General features: G+C 50.0%; 18 protein-coding genes. 13 read left to right on the forward strand and 5 right to left on the reverse strand.

From position 1 onward, the window contains the following. Positions 1-38: 38 nt before the first annotated feature. Positions 39-332, reverse strand: coding sequence for a PucR family transcriptional regulator ligand-binding domain-containing protein (locus ACESLK_RS06280; RefSeq protein WP_372663590.1), 294 nt, complete (start codon positions 330-332; stop codon positions 39-41). A 176-nt stretch (positions 333-508) separates the two neighbouring features. Here ACESLK_RS06280 and ACESLK_RS06285 point away from each other — a divergent pair, with 176 nt between their 5' ends. The 5 genes from ACESLK_RS06285 to ACESLK_RS06305 are packed head-to-tail and all read left to right on the forward strand — an operon-like array spanning position 509 to position 6,130. After that, a complete protein-coding gene (locus tag ACESLK_RS06285) occupies positions 509-1,795 on the forward strand; it encodes a M20 family metallo-hydrolase (protein WP_372663592.1) in 1,287 nt (428 codons plus the stop codon). Then, a complete protein-coding gene (locus tag ACESLK_RS06290; protein WP_372663594.1) occupies positions 1,782-3,164 on the forward strand; it encodes an NAD(P)-dependent oxidoreductase in 1,383 nt (460 codons plus the stop codon). The genes ACESLK_RS06285 and ACESLK_RS06290 overlap by 14 nt, the downstream gene beginning before the upstream one ends. Positions 3,165-3,188: 24 nt before the next feature. After that, complete coding sequence (gene preA, locus ACESLK_RS06295) at positions 3,189-4,478, forward strand: NAD-dependent dihydropyrimidine dehydrogenase subunit PreA (protein WP_372663596.1); 1,290 nt, start codon at positions 3,189-3,191, stop codon at positions 4,476-4,478. 3 nt (positions 4,479-4,481) lie between these two features. Further along, positions 4,482-5,909, forward strand: a complete 1,428-nt coding sequence (hydA, locus tag ACESLK_RS06300) for a dihydropyrimidinase (protein WP_372663598.1) — start codon at positions 4,482-4,484, stop codon at positions 5,907-5,909. Then, a complete protein-coding gene (locus tag ACESLK_RS06305; RefSeq protein WP_372663600.1) occupies positions 5,909-6,130 on the forward strand; it encodes a hypothetical protein in 222 nt (73 codons plus the stop codon). Before hydA ends, ACESLK_RS06305 begins: the two co-directional genes overlap by 1 nt. A 50-nt stretch (positions 6,131-6,180) precedes the next feature. On the opposite strand, the gene ACESLK_RS06310 is transcribed toward ACESLK_RS06305, so the two are convergent. Continuing rightward, a complete protein-coding gene (locus ACESLK_RS06310) occupies positions 6,181-7,098 on the reverse strand; it encodes a hypothetical protein (RefSeq protein ID WP_372663602.1) in 918 nt (305 codons plus the stop codon). Between the two features lie 56 nt (positions 7,099-7,154). Here ACESLK_RS06310 and ACESLK_RS06315 point away from each other — a divergent pair, with 56 nt between their 5' ends. The 7 genes from ACESLK_RS06315 (at position 7,155) to ACESLK_RS06345 (ending at position 15,451) form a co-directional block, all read left to right on the forward strand. Continuing rightward, positions 7,155-7,772 carry a TVP38/TMEM64 family protein gene (locus ACESLK_RS06315; RefSeq protein ID WP_372663604.1) on the forward strand — a complete coding sequence of 206 codons (618 nt, stop codon included), beginning with the start codon at positions 7,155-7,157 and terminating at the stop codon, positions 7,770-7,772. Between the two features lie 70 nt (positions 7,773-7,842). Further along, a complete protein-coding gene (locus ACESLK_RS06320; RefSeq protein WP_372663606.1) occupies positions 7,843-8,301 on the forward strand; it encodes a hypothetical protein in 459 nt (152 codons plus the stop codon). A gap of 34 nt (positions 8,302-8,335) precedes the next feature. Next, the gene (htpX, locus tag ACESLK_RS06325) at positions 8,336-9,211 is read left to right on the forward strand and encodes a protease HtpX (RefSeq protein WP_372663609.1); all 876 of its coding nucleotides are present in this window, start codon (positions 8,336-8,338) and stop codon (positions 9,209-9,211) included. Between the two features lie 551 nt (positions 9,212-9,762). Beyond that, a complete protein-coding gene (locus ACESLK_RS06330; RefSeq protein WP_372663611.1) occupies positions 9,763-10,755 on the forward strand; it encodes a LacI family DNA-binding transcriptional regulator in 993 nt (330 codons plus the stop codon). Positions 10,756-10,777: 22 nt separating this feature from the next. Further along, positions 10,778-11,752 carry an N-acetylglucosamine kinase gene (locus ACESLK_RS06335; RefSeq protein WP_372663613.1) on the forward strand — a complete coding sequence of 325 codons (975 nt, stop codon included), beginning with the start codon at positions 10,778-10,780 and terminating at the stop codon, positions 11,750-11,752. 43 nt (positions 11,753-11,795) lie between these two features. Continuing rightward, positions 11,796-13,097: a 6-phospho-beta-glucosidase gene (locus ACESLK_RS06340; RefSeq protein ID WP_372663615.1), complete on the forward strand. Its 1,302-nt coding sequence runs from the start codon at positions 11,796-11,798 to the stop codon at positions 13,095-13,097. A gap of 68 nt (positions 13,098-13,165) precedes the next feature. Beyond that, positions 13,166-15,451, forward strand: a complete 2,286-nt coding sequence (locus ACESLK_RS06345; protein ID WP_372663617.1) for an ATP-dependent DNA helicase — start codon at positions 13,166-13,168, stop codon at positions 15,449-15,451. A gap of 56 nt (positions 15,452-15,507) precedes the next feature. Here the strand turns inward: ACESLK_RS06345 and ACESLK_RS06350 are convergent, their stop codons facing one another. After that, complete coding sequence (locus ACESLK_RS06350; protein ID WP_372663619.1) at positions 15,508-15,705, reverse strand: hypothetical protein; 198 nt, start codon at positions 15,703-15,705, stop codon at positions 15,508-15,510. A 360-nt stretch (positions 15,706-16,065) separates the two neighbouring features. Here ACESLK_RS06350 and ACESLK_RS06355 point away from each other — a divergent pair, with 360 nt between their 5' ends. Then, on the forward strand, positions 16,066-16,410 hold the full coding sequence (locus tag ACESLK_RS06355; RefSeq protein ID WP_372663621.1) for a DUF3243 domain-containing protein: 345 nt from the start codon (positions 16,066-16,068) through the stop codon (positions 16,408-16,410). A gap of 127 nt (positions 16,411-16,537) precedes the next feature. Here the strand turns inward: ACESLK_RS06355 and ACESLK_RS06360 are convergent, their stop codons facing one another. Next, on the reverse strand, positions 16,538-16,690 hold the full coding sequence (locus ACESLK_RS06360) for a hypothetical protein (RefSeq protein WP_372663623.1): 153 nt from the start codon (positions 16,688-16,690) through the stop codon (positions 16,538-16,540). A gap of 39 nt (positions 16,691-16,729) precedes the next feature. Then, positions 16,730-16,891: a hypothetical protein gene (locus ACESLK_RS06365; protein WP_372663625.1), complete on the reverse strand. Its 162-nt coding sequence runs from the start codon at positions 16,889-16,891 to the stop codon at positions 16,730-16,732. Positions 16,892-17,056 lie beyond the last annotated feature (165 nt).

Consider the following 17,056-nt stretch of genomic DNA (forward strand, 5'->3'; position numbering starts at 1 on the left):
ATGAGCGGAAAGCCTGCTTGATCGGCGAGTTCAATTAATTAATCGGACACTTGCTCGAAGTAAGGGCCGATCTCGATGCACAAGCAGGAGGCGTTCTGCCGAATCAGCTTTTCCATGAATGCAACGGAAGATACGGCGTCCAGATTAAAGCCGAGCCCCGTCGTTAGAATCATCTCCTGACCATGGATCAGCTTCTCGAAATGGGTGATCTCAAGGATATGCACCCAGCGGATTTGGCGGTTTAAACCCTTCTCGCCCGCAACCAGCTGTGCGTTCTGGAACAGCGGTCGACTTAACGCTTCACTAACCGTAAGAATAAGATCTATATCCATTGGGGTTCCCCGCTTTCGTGTATGTCAGATAACATAACTTATTATGAATTTATTTCATAAGTATACAAGAATGCTATCGTATTTTTGGCTATTTGCACAATGATTTTTCAGAATATTCCGTTTATATGTTAATTTTAGTAACATAGATTTATAAAAAGGTTGTTGGAGGGAGTTATATGCGCGATTTTACGATTGATGCAAATAGAGTCCAACAGCGAATTGAACAGCTTGCCGAGATCGGACGGATAAGCGATACGGGCGTTTGTCGATTGGCCCTCTCGCCGGAGGATCGCGAAGCGGCCGAAGTGGTGAAGGGCTGGATGGAGGAAGCGGGGATGTCGGTCAGGCTCGATGGCTTCGGGAATCTGATCGGCAGATTGGCAGGAACAAATCCGGAAGCGCCCGCAGTCATGCTCGGCTCTCATATTGATACCCAGCCTTATGCGGGGAGATTTGATGGGATCGTAGGCGTCATAGGTGCTATTGAGGTCGTTCAGAAGCTCGCAGAGCAGCAAATTGTTCCCGCCGTTTCGATTGAAGTCGCTGCGTTCTGCGATGAAGAAGGCTGCCGCTTTAATAAAGGGCTGTTCGGCGTAAGGGGAATACTCGGCCGGCTCGAAGAGGGTGAGCTTGAGAGGACCGATAAAAACGGCGTGACACGGAGGGAAGCGCTGCTCGCATTCGGAGGAGATCCAGAGCGGTTTGAAGAGTCCCGTTATGCGCCGGGGCAGGTTGGCGCTTTTCTTGAGCTTCATATCGAGCAGGGGCCGGTGCTGGAGTCGTTAGGCAGTCCGGTCGGTATCGTAACGGGAATATCGGGTCCCTTGTGGTGGACGGTAGATTTGTACGGCTTTGCCGGCCATGCGGGATCGGTTCCGATGGGTCTGCGCAAAGACGCGTTGGTAGGAGCCTCTAAGATTGTCGTAGGTCTGCAAGCACTGGCGTCAAGCGAACCTGGAGCGCCGACAGTAGGGACGGTCGGCTCCCTGCGGGTATTTCCCGACTCTCGCAACATCATTCCGGAGCACGTCCAATTTACGATAGACCTGCGGGATATCGATTTGCCACGCAGAAACAAGCTGGAAGAGCGGCTGCGAACCCTTATTGATGAAGTCGTGCAAGAGCATGGGCTGCGTATAGAAATACGCGAGGATACGAATAGCGAGCCTCGCTATTGCGCCGATCGAATTCTCGATACGATTCGCGAGGCGGCGGGCGAGATGGAGCTTGCTCTGCCTGCGCTGATGAGCGGCCCGTTCCATGATTCTCTCGCCATGTCTTACTATTGCGACTATGGTATGATCTTCGTCCGTTGTAAGGATGGGATCAGCCATAATCCGAAGGAGTTTGCGAGCAAGGAAGACATAGCGGCAGGTACAGAGCTGCTGTATCTAACGACATTGCGGATGTGCGGATACGGAATGCCCATACGCGGGAGGGATGAGCGAGATGAACCAGCTTAATCGGTTAACACGGCTGTCGCCGGAAGCTTTTGCGAGCAATTTTGCGGAAAATGTGCCGGGGTTAACCCGCAAGGCGGCGATGGAAGAGTCGAACCGCTGTCTGTATTGCTACGATGCACCTTGTATTAAGGCCTGTCCGACAAGCATTAATATTCCATCCTTCATTAAGCGAATCGCCACGGATAATCTGAAAGGATCCGCCACCGCCATCATGGAAGCGAATCCCGTAGGGGCGAGCTGCGCTCGCGTTTGTCCGACGGAGGAGCTCTGCGAAGGGGCATGCGTATTAAATGACGAGTCCGAGCCGATTAAGATCGGCCTGCTGCAGCGCTATGCAACGGATTGGGCGATGGAAAGCGGGCAAACGTTGTTTAAGGCGGGTCCTTCTAACGGGAGGAAGGTTGCGGTTATCGGCGGAGGTCCGGCTGGGCTTTCGGCAGCGAGGGAGTTAGCCCGAGAAGGGTTTGCCGTCGTCATCTTCGAAGCCAAATCTATGGCGGGCGGCCTCGACACTTACGGTATTGTCTCCTTTCGGCTTCCGCAGCCCGTATCCCTCTGGGAGGTCCGGCAAGTCGAGAAGCTTGGCGTAGAAATTCGTACGGGCGTACGAGTCGGGGTTGATATTTCCGCGGCGCAGCTGGCCGAACAGTACGATGCGATTGTACTGGCCGCGGGCATGAGCAGCGTGCCCAGCCTCGGCATCGACGGCGAGGAGCTTGAAGGAGTATACGATGCCATTGAGTATGTCGAAGGGACGAAAACGGACGTTCCTCCATTTGCTATACAAGGCGCCCAAGTCGCCGTAATCGGGGCTGGGAATACGGCGATCGATGCCGCTACCTGTTCGGTAAGATTGGGTGCAAGCAACGTCAAGATGATCTATCGGCGCACGAAGGAAGAGATGACGGCTTATGATTTCGAATACGAGTTTGCCAAGCAAGAAGGCGTAGAGTTCAGTTGGCTGACCGCGCCCAAGCGCATGATCGGCGACAGCTTCGGCCGGGTAACGCATCTGGAATGCGTGCGAATGGAGTTGTCGGATGTAACGGGCAAGGACGGAAGGAGAACTCCGACAGTCGTGGAAGGCTCCGAGTTTCTATACCCGGTAGATGCCGTTATTTTGGCGATTGGACAGAAGCGTCACCTGGGTCTCATTGAGCTCCTTGGATTAGAGCACAACCAGGGAGTCGTCCTCATTGACGAAGCGACTCGAAGAACCTCCAATCCTCAAATCTATGCGGCTGGAGATATCGTTTTCGGTGCAGGCCAAGGAGAGGCGATGGTCGTCTCGGCCGCCGAACAGGGCAAGCAGACGGCTTATGCGATCAGCAGGTTTTTTGCGGAAAAGCAAAACACGGCAGCGATCTAATTTGGAGAGACGGAGGTTATGCTCATGGCAGATTTGCGTATCAATCTTGCGGGAATCGAATCTCCCAATCCCTTCTGGCTGGCATCCGCACCCCCGACGAATACGGGCTACCAGGTGCAGCGGGCATTCGAGGCGGGTTGGGGCGGAGCGGTATGGAAGACGCTGGGCGATCCGATCATCAATACATCGTCCCGGTTCGCCGCCGTTCATTTCAACGGACAACGGGTGGCGGGCTTTAATAACATTGAACTCATCACGGATCGGCCGCTTGAAGTGAACCTGAAGGAGATCTACGAAACGAAGAGAAGATTTCCGAAGCACGCTCTCGTCGTATCACTAATGGTAGAGCCGAAGCGGGAGAAATGGCACGAGATTGTTAAACGAGTAGAAGCGGTCGGTGTCGATGGCTTGGAGCTTAATTTCGGCTGCCCGCACGGGATGGCGGAACGTGGGATGGGTTCAGCTTCCGGGCAGCAGCCCGATCTTGTAGAGATGCAGACGATGTGGGCCAAAGAAGCGGCTCAGACGCCGGTTATCGTTAAGCTCACACCTAATATTACGGATATTACGGTCGTGGCGCGCCATGCCGTCATGGGCGGAGCGGATGCCATCAGCTTAATCAACACCATTAACAGTCTAGCGGGCGTAGATATCCACTCCTGGAATACGATTCCCCATGTCGGAGGCAAAGGAGCGCATGGCGGCTACTGCGGACCTGCCGTTAAGCCCATCGCTTTAAGCATGGTCGCGGAGTGCGCGAAGGATCCTAAGGTCGGCGTTCCGATATCGGGAATCGGAGGAATATCCACATGGCAGGATACGGTCGAATTCATGCTGATGGGCGCGTCCAACGTCCAGATTTGCACGGCGGCGATGCACCACGGTTTCCGGATCGTGGAGGAAATGATTGATGGGCTGAACAACTATCTGGACGACAAGAACATTCCCTCCGTCATGGATATCGTCGGAAAGACAGTTCCTAAATACTCCACTTGGGGAGAATTGGATCTGAATTACCAAGTTGTGGCACGAATCAATACGGAAACCTGCATCAACTGCAATAAGTGCCATATCGCCTGCGAGGATACTTCTCATCAGTGCATTGAACGTTTAACGGATGCCGAGGGGAAAGCCTATCTCAAGGTTCGGGAAGAGGATTGCGTCGGCTGTAACCTGTGCGCAATTGTCTGTCCGGTGGATGGCGTAATCGACATGGTTGAAATCCAGGGCGTGCATGCGCCGATGACATGGAACGACAGGCAGCGGGCGTTAACTCGGATGAATGAACAATCCTCGGAGATGGAGGCGGTATAAGCAATGCGGAAAATCATCAAAAACGGGACGATCGTTACGGCGGCGGATACGTACTTCGGCGATATTCTAATTGATGACGGAATCATTGTTATGATCGGCGTGGATTTGGATGCCGATGGCGCGGAGATTGTCGACGCTTCGGGCTGTTACGTCTTTCCGGGGGGAATCGATCCGCATACGCATTTGGATATGCCCTTCGGAGGAACAGTAACCAAGGATGATTTCGAATCCGGCACGATAGCGGCCGCTTTCGGCGGCACGACAACCGTCATCGACTTCTGCCTGACGTCCAAAGGCGCTCCTCTCTCTCAGGCGGTGGCGACTTGGCATGCTAAATCCGAGAGCCTTGCGGTAATCGATTACGGCTTCCATCTGATGGTGTCGGAAGTGACGGATGAGGTGTTGCACGAGCTGCCTCAAATTATGGATGAGGAAGGCATAACTTCGTTAAAGGTGTTCATGGCCTATAAGAACGTTCTTCAAGCGGACGACGGTACCCTGTTCAAAACGTTGCTGATGGCCAAAGAGCAAGGAGCGCTTGTTATGGTCCATGCGGAGAATGGAGATGTCATCGATTATCTGGTCCGCAAAGCTTTGGAAGACGGTCATACGGAGCCAATCTACCATGCTCTTACGCGACCGCCGGTATTGGAAGGCGAGGCAACGGGTAGAGCCGCTGATCTAACGGAACTGGCCGATTCCCAGCTTTATGTCGTTCATGTGACCTGCGCCGAGGCGGTCAGGAAAATTGCGGAAGCCCGTAACAAAGGACTGCGGGTATACGGTGAAACTTGTCCGCAATACTTAATGCTCGACCAGTCGTACCTTGAGAAGCCGGACTTCGAGGGCGCCAAATACGTATGGTCGCCGCCCCTGAGGGAGAAGTGGAATCAGGATGTTCTTTGGGATTCCTTGTGTAACGGGCAGCTTCAGACTGTAGGCTCGGACCAGTGCTCCTTCGACTTCAAGGGGCAGAAGGAATTGGGGATTTCGGACTTCTCCAAAATTCCGAACGGCGGCCCTATGATCGAGGACCGTTTCAGTATTCTTTATTCGGAAGGCGTTCATAAGGGGAAGCTTTCCATCAACAAATTCGTGGACATTATCTCGACGGCAAGCGCGAAATTGTTCGGCTTGTTTCCCCGCAAAGGGACGATCGCGATCGGCAGCGACGCCGATATCGTGATCTTCGATCCGGCGGTCGAGCGAACGATATCCGCCGCAACCCATCATATGAAGGTGGATTATAACGCATTTGAAGGCATGCAGGTAATGGGCGAGCCCATATCGGTTCTGAGCCGCGGTGAATTTGTCATTCGCGACCGAGCGTTCGTCGGCAAACCTGGATATGGCCAATACTTACACCGCGGGCGGTTCGGGCAATCGGATAAACCTCCGGTCAAGAAGCTGCCGATCGGAGGGGCGTACTGATGTCTGCTTATGAGGAATATTACGCAGAGAAGCAAGCGGTCGATGCTTATTTGATTGCCGGATTCACGATTGTCGGCATTAATGAAGTGCTGGATGGCATGGAAATCAGGTTCAAGAAACAACCGCCGGATGATCCGGATGAAGCCGAATTATTATTGTTAACCGCCGATGCGCGGAAGTATGTATCTTATCTCATCTTTGCTCAGCAAAAAGAAGCCTAACGGCAAAAAGAGCGCAGAACACTTGCAAGAAAGGGGGTCTGCGCTTTTTTTTATTTTGCGAAGCCATTTTTTCGGGCTTTCCCGTAAGAAAATTCCCAACGATCATAGAGCATGATTAGGGCTAAAGGGACAAAATACCTCAGTACCATAAGGAAATGATTCCAATGATGATAGACCAACCATCCTTGATAGTAAGAGTACATGGCGAAAGACACGCCGACACATGCAATCAAGGTAAAAACCAGCGGCTTGAAACGGTTGGGTATTGTTGGAATGAATAGAACGCAAAGAACAGTTAGGACATCTCCGGAGACCAGGTCTGTAAAACGGCAATCCGCCATGGTGTCTTTAAAGATACCTGGCCTGTATTGGTACAGTGTGAGTAAAGGCGATGCGAATAAAGCGCCGACCCACATGATTATCGTATGGGAGAAACAAAGCAAACGCACCCGATAGGAGATAGGCGGATCGTAACTTGCGATACGAGGCGCCAAGCAGGCTCCGATACGGAACCCAACCAAATAGAATGCTGAAGAATAAGCCAAGCTCCAATGAATGTATTTCATATATCCCATTCTTAAGTAAATCCATTCCATGATAATAAAAGCTAACGCAAAGAGAAGTGACTTTCTCCAAGGGCGTCCTTTTCGGGCATAATAGACGAATACGATAAGCGTAAAAGGTAGAATCAGCGTATCCGCGAAAATAATACCGAGTTCATTTTCAGCGATTGGATTCCTTACCAAATGTGTCGGAAACTTATACAAATTAAGCAGCAGGTTAAAAAGAACCTCCAGCATATCTGCGCTAAACACAGCGATTGCGTATGAGAGAACAATGGAATGCCACGAAAGCTGCTTCTTGCGTACCACCGCAACCATCCAAATGGAGATAACCGTTAACGTGATGATATACAGCAAGTGGATCACCGCTCCCGACCTTTGAAACTCATTATGAAGTATGCGCATAACAAATGGTATAATACGTACATCAATGAAAAGTGGAAACAGGTGTTTACGGAAGCATGGACATCACGGATATTCTGTCTAACCTGACAGAAGAGAACCTGAAGGATTTGCTGGAGCAATACCGGGCTTTCGGCCCGATTCCCGGCATTGCTCTCACGTTTATGAAGTCTTTCATTCCCCCGTTGCCAACGATTCTCATCGTCGGGGTGAATGCGGCAGTATATGGTTTGTGGCTCGGCTTTCTGTACTCTTGGATTGGGATCGTGAGCGGCTGTCTAGTGACATTCCTCGTCGTGCGCCGAGCTGCCGGTCACCCTTATTTAGCACGATGGGCTCAGAAGCCGAAGGTGCAGAAGAGCTTGTTGTGGGTTCGGCGGAATGCGTTCAGTTATGTATTCTTGCTTAGTCTTTTTCCCGTTGGTCCATTCGTTGTGATCAATATGGCGGCGGCTGTTGCAAGAATGCGGTTTCGATCCTTCTTGATAGCTATTGTTTGTGGTAAAGCGATTATGGTGTTATCGGTGTCCTTCATTGGTCATGATCTGACTCGATTCATTGAGAACCCACTAGAGCTCTTGTATGTCGTATTTTTCGTGGGATTATCTCTTTGGATCAGCAAGCAGATTGAAGCTCGGTTTACCAAGGATGCCAGCTCTGCCGAGGCGGAAGTTTGAAACCTGAAAAAGCCTGTTTAATTATGTTATAATCACAAGCAACAAATATACCGTAAGGCGGATGGCACCTATGCTAAGTTTCGAAGAAAAGTTATCGATTATGGAATCGTTCCCTGAATTAGAGCGTAAAGATGTTTCTATGGGACGAGTTAATTTTCATTATGAGCAAAGCGCCTATGAGAAGAAGTTAGTCGGTTTTCACTTCCACCGTAATGGGAATGGCTTTATTTTTGCAGGCTTAATGGATGAAGGTCCTCAGACGGATGAGAAGGGCTACGTGAATATTCGCGAATATGGCGCGGATGAGCTGCGGAAGCTAGTTGGAGAGTCTATTCGTTCCTTAATGGGTGAAGAACCATTCACAGAAGGGCAAGAGGAAGCATGGGTTGGACCAGATGCAGCGACGCTTATAGTGAAATACGAGGATGACATGTGGTATATTTTCTCAGGCTTAAATCTAGAGGCGGCTTTTGAAACGCATCGGGAAGCTAACACGTATTTAAAGGAAGAAGGATTTAAGCGTCAATAATCCTTAATCGATTAAAATCATGGGGGAGAATGATATGAAAAGAATTTTATTGTTCATCTTAACGAATATTTTGGTCATGGTAACGATCGGGATCATCTTATCCGTCTTCGGAGTTGGCTCGTATATCAACGACCGGGGCGGAGTCGATCTGGGCTCGTTGTTAATCTTTAGCGCTATTGTTGGTTTTACCGGCGCATTCATCTCGCTGGCGATGTCTCGATGGATAGCAAAGAAAATGATGGGTGTACAAGTACTCAATCCTAACGGTCATCTCTCTCAAGGGCAAAGAGAAATCGTTGACATGGTTCATCGCCTATCGCGGGCCGCAGGTCTCATGCATATGCCTGAGGTTGGGATCTATCCATCGGATGAAGTTAATGCTTTCGCAACAGGCCCTTCGAAGAAAAGATCGTTGGTCGCCGTATCTTCCGGTATGCTCGAGCGTATGGATGCGCGTGCGGTTGAAGGAATTATCGGTCATGAGGTTGCGCACATTGCCAACGGAGATATGGTTACGATGACCTTGCTGCAAGGGGTTGTGAATACCTTCGTTGTATTCCTCTCACGCTTAGCCGCGTGGGCAGTGTCGCGACTCGTTAAGGAAGAATTGGCGCCTGTTGTCCACATCATAGCGGTAATCATCTTCCAGATCGCGTTCTCTATTCTCGGAAGCTTAGTCGTACTCGCATTCTCCAGATACCGTGAATTCCATGCCGATAGCGGCGGAGCTCATCTTGCAGGCAAGGATAAGATGATTCATGCCCTTCAGAGTCTGCAGAGGTATTCGGGCAGGGTTGCAGATGATCAGGGCGCGATTGCCACCTTCAAGATCAGCGGCAGAAAACGGATGAAGCTATTCTCCACGCACCCGGACATCGAAGAGAGAATTCGCCGTTTGCAGGCTAGCTAAATAAGAAATTAATATTTATGAATCCAAGGCACCCTGATTTCCGGGGTGTCTTTTTCACCAATTAGGTAAGCATATAATTACGCGACAATAATATGGGACGACGAAAGCCGGTTTGCATGAGCTGTGATCACGCATAATCCGAGCCTTAATGACGATATCCCTTCGACTCAGGATCGACCTGTTCGATTTATTCTTAAACTGAGCAAAGGGGATATTGTCATAAAAGGGTCGAGAAGGAGTAATGAGGAAAAGACTTTTCCTTTTCCATTGGCTTGTTCCCTATTCCAGGTACGGTAAAATTCACTCATATCGTGGATAGTCATTTCCTTACCGAGTATTGGGTTATTTTGGATTGCCAGCAGTACATAGCCGTAATATAATAGACTTATGAAGTTTAAACGCTTTAACTTTCGCGCCGGTGAATTAGATTAACGGCATCTAACTATACATTTTGACCTATTCATAACGAATAGTTTTATTTTTTCGCTTTAAGTTAAAGCGCTTAAACTTTTAAGGATGGATCACCTAAGAGAAGAAAAGGAGGTTAATCGATGAAAGTAAGTATCTTTGATGTAGCCAAAAAATCAGGTTTATCTGTGGTGACGGTTTCTAGAGTTCTCAATAATTCATCATCAGTGCGCGCTAATAATAGGGAGAAAGTGCTGCAGGCGATGAAGGAGCTGGACTATCATCCGAATGCTTCGGCTCGAAGCTTGGCGCGCGGGAAGACGGGTATTATCGGCTTAACCTTGACGACCCTGCATGACTCTTTCTTCGATGCGGTCGTCAAAGAGATTAATGATCGGTTGGCGGAGCAAGGGTATTTTCTAGCGCTGGCGATTTCTAGGGGGTTCGAAGACAGCTTCCATCGCTCCTTGTTCCAGCAGGACCGCGTCGACGGGGTTATTCTACTCTCGCCCGTTCAAGAGGATGAGTATGTGTTGGAGCTCGAGAAGAGGCAAATTCCTTTTGTCATGGTCGATAATCAGCAGGACAACTCTTCCGCGACGTCTATTATCGTTGATAACTTCAAAGGCGGTTATGAGGCGACGAGGCACCTGCTGGAGCTTGGCCATAGGGAGATTGCGCATATTAGCGGACCTGATCCTTTCCTCAGCAGCAAGGAACGGGTGCGAGGGTATTTATTTGCGTTAGAGGAAGCGGGACTCCAGCCGTATAGCATAGAACGCGGAACATTCGAAATTTCGTCGGGTTACGAGATTGCCCAAGGGTGGATCAAATCGGGGAAAATTCCTCCAGCGATTTTCGCGGCGGATGATTATATTGCGCTTGGCGTCATGGATGCCTTGAAGAATGAAGGAATACGAATTCCTCGCGATGTGTCGATTATCGGCTTCGATGACCAGCTGTTCGCTTCTGAATTCCGACCAAGGCTGACTACGGTTCGCCAGCCTGCAGAACAAATCGGTAGAGCTGCCGTGGAGCATCTATTGGCCGCCATTGACGGCTCTTCTAAAAGCAACGTAACCATAAAGCTAGAAGCAGAGCTCATCATTAGAGAATCGACGGCACGCATAACATAAGAGGACATAGGGAGGGGATACCTTGAAATATTATCTTGGCGTAGATGGCGGGGGCAGCAAAACCTACACCCTCATCGTCAATGAACAGGGAACGATTGTAGGTAAAGGGAACAGCGGAAAAGGGAATCACCAGTCGGGTTATGAAGAGGCGCGCCAGAATATTCGTGAGTCGGTCGGGATGGCCTTGGGTCAGGCGGGGTTAACGCGTGAAGAGATCTCATTCGCGTTTTTCGGCTTGGCGGGGGCGGACCGGGAGACGGATTATAAGATTATACGCCCGATGATCGCCGAGCTGGGATTCCCCCGATATGATATCAACTGCGATACGATGATTGCTCTTCGGGCGGGAACCAACCGTCCCTATGGCGTTGTCTTGATCTGCGGGACGGGAACGAACAGCGCGGGGGTCAGCCCTCAAGGTCAATTCTACCAATGCGGCGGCTTCTCCTATCCATATGGAGACTTCGGCGGCGGAGGATCCCTATGCATTGAAGCGTTCCGCGCAGTCATTCGTGCTTGGGATGGGCGCGAGCGTCCAACGCTCCTAACAGAGCTTCTCCTTAGGGAGTTGGGCTACGATAGCGTGCAGGCTATGTTCGACGATTACTTGGACCATGAGAAGACTCCGCCGCTGCATACGGCGAAGCTGCTGTTTGAAGCTGCCCTGCAAGGGGATCCCGTCGCAACAAGCATCTTGCGAGTACAGGGTGAAGAGATGGGTAAATCCGCGCAAGCGGTTATCAAGAGGCTCGGGATGGAAAGCGATAGCTTCGATGTCGTGCTGGCTGGAAGTATTGTCACTCGCGGAGAGGGTGACTTCATCCATGCTTATATTCGCCAGGCGGTAATAGAAGCCGCTCCTCAAGCTGCAATCGTGAAGCTGCAAGTGGAGCCCGTAGTCGGTGCTGTATGGCTAGCGGTTGAAAAAAGCGGAATTAAGTTACCGCAGCGCATTTATGACCAGCTTCGTGCCGTATCGGATTATGAATTGATTTAATCTAATAGAGCTAGCGAGATGAAACGCCAAGGAGATGAACATTATGACACAAGGTTTGAAAATAGCCGTTATCGGCGGAGGCTCTTCTTATACACCGGAAATTGTGGAAGGCTTTATTCAGAATTACGGGCAGCTGCCGATCAGAGAGCTCTGGCTTGTCGATATAGAAGCGGGGAAGCATAAGCTGGAAACGGTAGGAGCTTTGGCTAAGCGAATGGTTGCCAAATCCGGTCTTCCCATCGAGGTTTATCTGACTTTGGATCGTCGCCAAGCGATTGAAGGGGCCGATTTCGTCTCAACGCAAATGCGTGTAGGCTTGCTGGAAGCCCGTAAATGGGATGAGCATATCCCGAATCAGCACGGGGTAATCGGCCAGGAGACTACTGGGCCGGGCGGGATGATGAAGGCTCTCCGGACGATTCCGGTGCTGCTGGACATCTGCAAGGATATCGAGGAATTAAGCCCGAACGCATGGCTGCTAAACTTCACGAATCCGGCTGGAATGGTTACCGAGGCGATTAATCGGTATTCCAAGGTTAAGAGCATCGGTCTTTGCAATGCTCCGATCGGCTTGCACAAATGGCTGAGCAAAAAGTATGACACTCCGACTAATCGTATCTACACCGAGTTCGTAGGGTTAAACCATCTTCATTGGGTGACGCGGATAGTAATAGAAGGAGAGGATAAATTAGCGGAGCTTCTGGACAAACGGGAGGAGTATTCCGGTAAGAACGTTCCGGCAACGGAGTGGGATGCGGACTTCTTGCGCTCATTAGGCGGTCTTCCTTCTTACTACTTAAAATACTTTTACATGACCGCTGCCATGCTGGGCGAGCAGCTGGCATCCTTAAAGGCTAATGGTACCCGCGCCGAAGTCGTCAAACGCGTGGAGGACGAATTGTTCGAGCTGTACAAGGACCCCAATCTGCAAGAGAAGCCGAAGCAGCTGGAGCAACGCGGCGGAGCATATTATTCCGAGGCGGCGGTTAATCTTATGATCTCGCTGTATAACGATAGGCGCGATATCCAGACGTTAAATGTCCGCAACGGGAATATCTTGGACTTCCTGCCTAAGGATGCTTCAATTGAGGTCAATTGTGTCGTCACGGGCAACGGTCCGATTGCCCTTCCTGTCTCGAATGTGCCCGAGCAGGCCAAAGGCCTTATCCACGCGGTCAAAACCTATGAGAGACTGACGATAGAAGCGGCAATTACGGGGGATAGAGGGATTGCGCTGCAAGCGATGGCGAGTCATCCCTTAGTGCCATCAGTTAAGGTGGCCAAAGCTCTGTTGGAAGAGATGCTGGAGAAGAACAAGCTGTATTTGCCTGCATTTTTCAACTAAGAGATGTCTCTCTCTCAAGTGTGATACAATAGAGGAACAAATGTTCTTTTATTAGGAGATCACGTTCCATGCCGAATTTGGTTATTCTTTCCGTAAGAAGCCTTGTAGAGCACGTGTTCCGCAGCGGAAGCTTGGATTCCGGATTTCGGACGATGAGCACGCTAGTGGAAGGCACGAAGGCCCATCAGAAAATACAGAAGCAGTACGGCGAGCAGGATCAGAAGGAAATTTATTTAAGCGCGGAGATCCCTTACGGAGATCTCCTATTTGTCATAGACGGAAGATGCGATGGGTTATTAGTCACCGAGGACGGCGGGATCCTCGTCGATGAGATCAAATCCACCACGAAGGACATAGAAAGCCTAACGGAGGAAATGCATCCCGTACATTGGGCGCAGGCCGAATTCTATGCGTATATGTATGCAATTGAGAATAAGATATCTCAACTACGGGTCAGATTGACCTATGTTCATGTGGATACGGAGCAGCAGAAGAAATTTGAACGAGAGGTCACCCTGGCGGAATTGGAGCTTTTCGTACGGGGGATTGTAGAGAGCTATGCGCCTTATGCTCAGATGCTGCATCGCAATAAACGTTTAAGAGATGAGAGCATTGAAGGGCTGATCTTTCCATTTCCTGCTTTTCGCGAAGGACAGAGGAGGTTGGCGGGTTCGGTATTCAAGGCAATCGATGAGGGACGGAAGCTGTTTGCGAAGGCGCCCACAGGGATTGGCAAAACGATATCAACACTCTATCCGGCCATCAAGGCAATCGGAGAGGAGAAAGCCCAGCATTTCTTTTATTTGACCGCCAGAACGATTACAAGAACGGCGGCTGAAGAAGCGCTCGCTCTCATGAGGTCTCAAGGACTGCAGCTGCGCTCGGTGACGATAACGGCAAAGGACAAAATCTGCTTCCAAGAGCAAGTCGATTGCCGCAAGGAACAATGCATATATGCCGATGGATATTACGACCGCATCAATGAAGCGCTGCTAGATATGCTTACGAATGAAACCTTGATCAATCGCTCCGTTATTGAGCTGTATGCGCGCAAGCACACGGTTTGTCCGTTCGAGTTTTCCTTGGATGCGGCATATGCGGCTGATGCGGTCATCTGCGATTATAACTATGTATTCGATCCGCGTGTTTCCTTGAAACGGTTATCAGGGGAACATAGGAATCAAACCGTACTGCTGGTGGACGAGGCGCACAATCTTATCGATCGGGCAAGGGAGATGTTCTCCGCCGAGCTGGAGAAGAGGAGCTTCATGGAGCTGGAGCGAGAGTTCAAGGGGAAACGTCCAGAGCTGCATGGAGCAGCCAAAGCGATTAACAAATGGTTTATTGCCTTTAGGAAACAGGCGGATGAACAACCGACTATCGTCACAAAAGAATTACCGATCGAGCTTGTAGATTTGGTGGAGGGTTTCGTTATCCAAGCGGAGAGGGAGCTTGCAGCAGGAGGAGGCTCGGACTCGGGTAACACGCCATTGTTGGAAACCTACTTCGCTGCTATAAGTTTTCTGAGGATCAGCAAGCTATACAATGAGAGCTATGTAAGTTACGCTGAGGTTGCCAGGGGCGAAGTCCGGCTGAAGCTATTCTGCTTGAATCCTTCTACTCTGCTTAGACAGATGGGCAAAGGTTATCTGGCGCATGTGTTCTTCTCGGCAACTCTTTCCCCGCTTAGCTATTACATGGATATGCTGGGCGCCGGTGAGGAGGATTATTCGGTTACTCTCCCCTCTCCTTTTGCCAACGAGCAATGGGAGGTGTCCGTTGTGCCGATTTCTACGAAATATGTTGACCGTGAACGTACCAAGTATTCTCTTGTGAAGCTGCTCCATGAAACGGTAAGGAAAAATCCGGTAAATTATCTCTTCTTTTTCCCTTCTTACGAATATATGAATAGCGTATACGAAGCGTTTATAGCAGAAAATGAAGGAATCCTTACGCTAATCCAAACGCCCGATATGCCGGAAGAGGACCGCGAGAGCTTCTTAGCCGCCTTCGCAAAGGACAATGATCGCGCTTTGGTTGGGTTTGCAGTAATGGGCGGAATCTTCTCGGAGAGTATTGATCTAGCAGGGAATCGGCTGCAAGGGGTTGTCGTTGTGGGAGTTGGAATGCCTCAGATCGGACTGGAGCGCAATCTCATAAAAAGCTACTTCGACGAGGACGGCCGCAAGGGGTTTGATTACGCATATGTGTATCCGGGAATAAACAAAGTACTTCAGGCGGGCGGCAGGCTGATAAGATCGGAACAAGATCGAGGGATACTCTTACTTGTCGACGATCGGTATACAGAACTTAGGTATCGACGACTGCTTCCAGAGGAATGGCTGGACTCATGAATGTGCAAAACCCGCGAACCGTGCCGAGGCACTAAGCTCGCGGGTTTATTGCCTGATTAAGAAGCGGATGGACTTGCTGGAGCTTCGCTCTCCGCTGCAGGAACGGTAGCATCCGGAGCCTCATCTCCTACAACAACATCTCCATCTCCTTCAGCTTTGCTGCTGCATGCAGTAGCACCGAATAGTAGAACTACACTCATCGTGGCTGTTAGAAGAAGTGTAATCCATTTCTTTTTTGATTTTGTGGATTCCATATGGAAGTCCCCTCTCTGTGTATTCCTAAGATTTTTGTGTTGCTGAAAGTTAAATACCCCATATCGACAAAGAGTTAAACATTAGAATTCTGAAAAGAGCCGCAGATTAAAAAGGGCTGGGCATTCTCCGCGGGCGATATCCCCTTGGCTCAGAAAGGGTGGGTTGGTGCTCCTTAACGACGATATCCCTTTGACTCAGAAGGGCTGGATTCCAAGTGAATTGTCATGCTCCTGAACGAAGGGGATACCGTCCTAAAGAGGTGTAAAGAGTGAGTGTGTGGTCAAGGTGTGGGGTTCAATCGGCTGCGATATGGTTAAAATGAGAGTGAAATGTCAAATCGCAGCCTAGGAGGAATTCATATGTCCGAGTACAATCATGTCGTCGACAAAGACGGTGATATTGATCCAAGCAAAGTGGATCGTGCAATATCGAGTATAGATTCCGGAGAAAAGGACCGAATACTGGGCGATTTCGAGGTGTTCAAAGAGTACCTCAGAAGAAGGATTAAGCTCGCACAAAGCATCGGCATGGGCGAAGAGCAGATGGCTGTCATTGCTCAGAAGGTAGCTGATTATTTGGCGAGCAATGAGGATCCCCGCAATAGCGAGGAGAAGCTGCTTCAGGAGATATGGAAGGTCGGTACGGAAGAAGAGCGCCACATGCTGGCGCACATGCTTGTCCGCATGGCACAAACTAGACATTAGCGCTTGCTTCTTGCCAATCCCGAACAATCTAGAATGGTGTGACCCCTATGCACGGGAAGCACGGGAATAGCAGAAAGACCGCCCGGTGGGCGGTCTTTCTGCTGTAAAGCCTCTAATTGAATTGTAACTAGCGACGATTGCGGACGACACCGATATCGGATGCGTTAATGGCGATCGCGTTGCCTCCTTGGAAGACGAATGCAGTTGCTTTTTGTTTGACTTTGATTTTAATTTTACCTTTTTTCCATTCCTTCACGTTATTGGAATTATTGCGTTTCATGTTTTGTCACCCCCTTCCTATGGCGAAGAGCGTGTCTGGTTAGCGGCGTTTGCGCTGTTTCGTAATTTTGATGTTGAGTGCGTTGCTTGCAAGTGAATTGCCAAGTTTGGAGCGGGCGCTAGCAAGTTGGAAGATTTTAATGACAAGATAATGGTTTTTGCCAACGCGGTGGCGATAGGATTTTACTCGAGTACGATTCACGTTCGAACCCTCCTTGTCCTAATTTCTTCTGCATCATATGATCATCTTAATCTCGTTGTCGCGGTGTTCGTACCTTATGAGGAAGGTAAGGCGGGTCTTCCCAATTAAGTTAGCGCGCAGTATCGAGTCCATGAAAAAAGAAGCAGGCTGCAACAGTGTCAGGCA

Source organism: Cohnella sp. (assembly GCF_041640265.1).
GTDB lineage: Bacteria > Bacillota > Bacilli > Paenibacillales > Paenibacillaceae > Cohnella.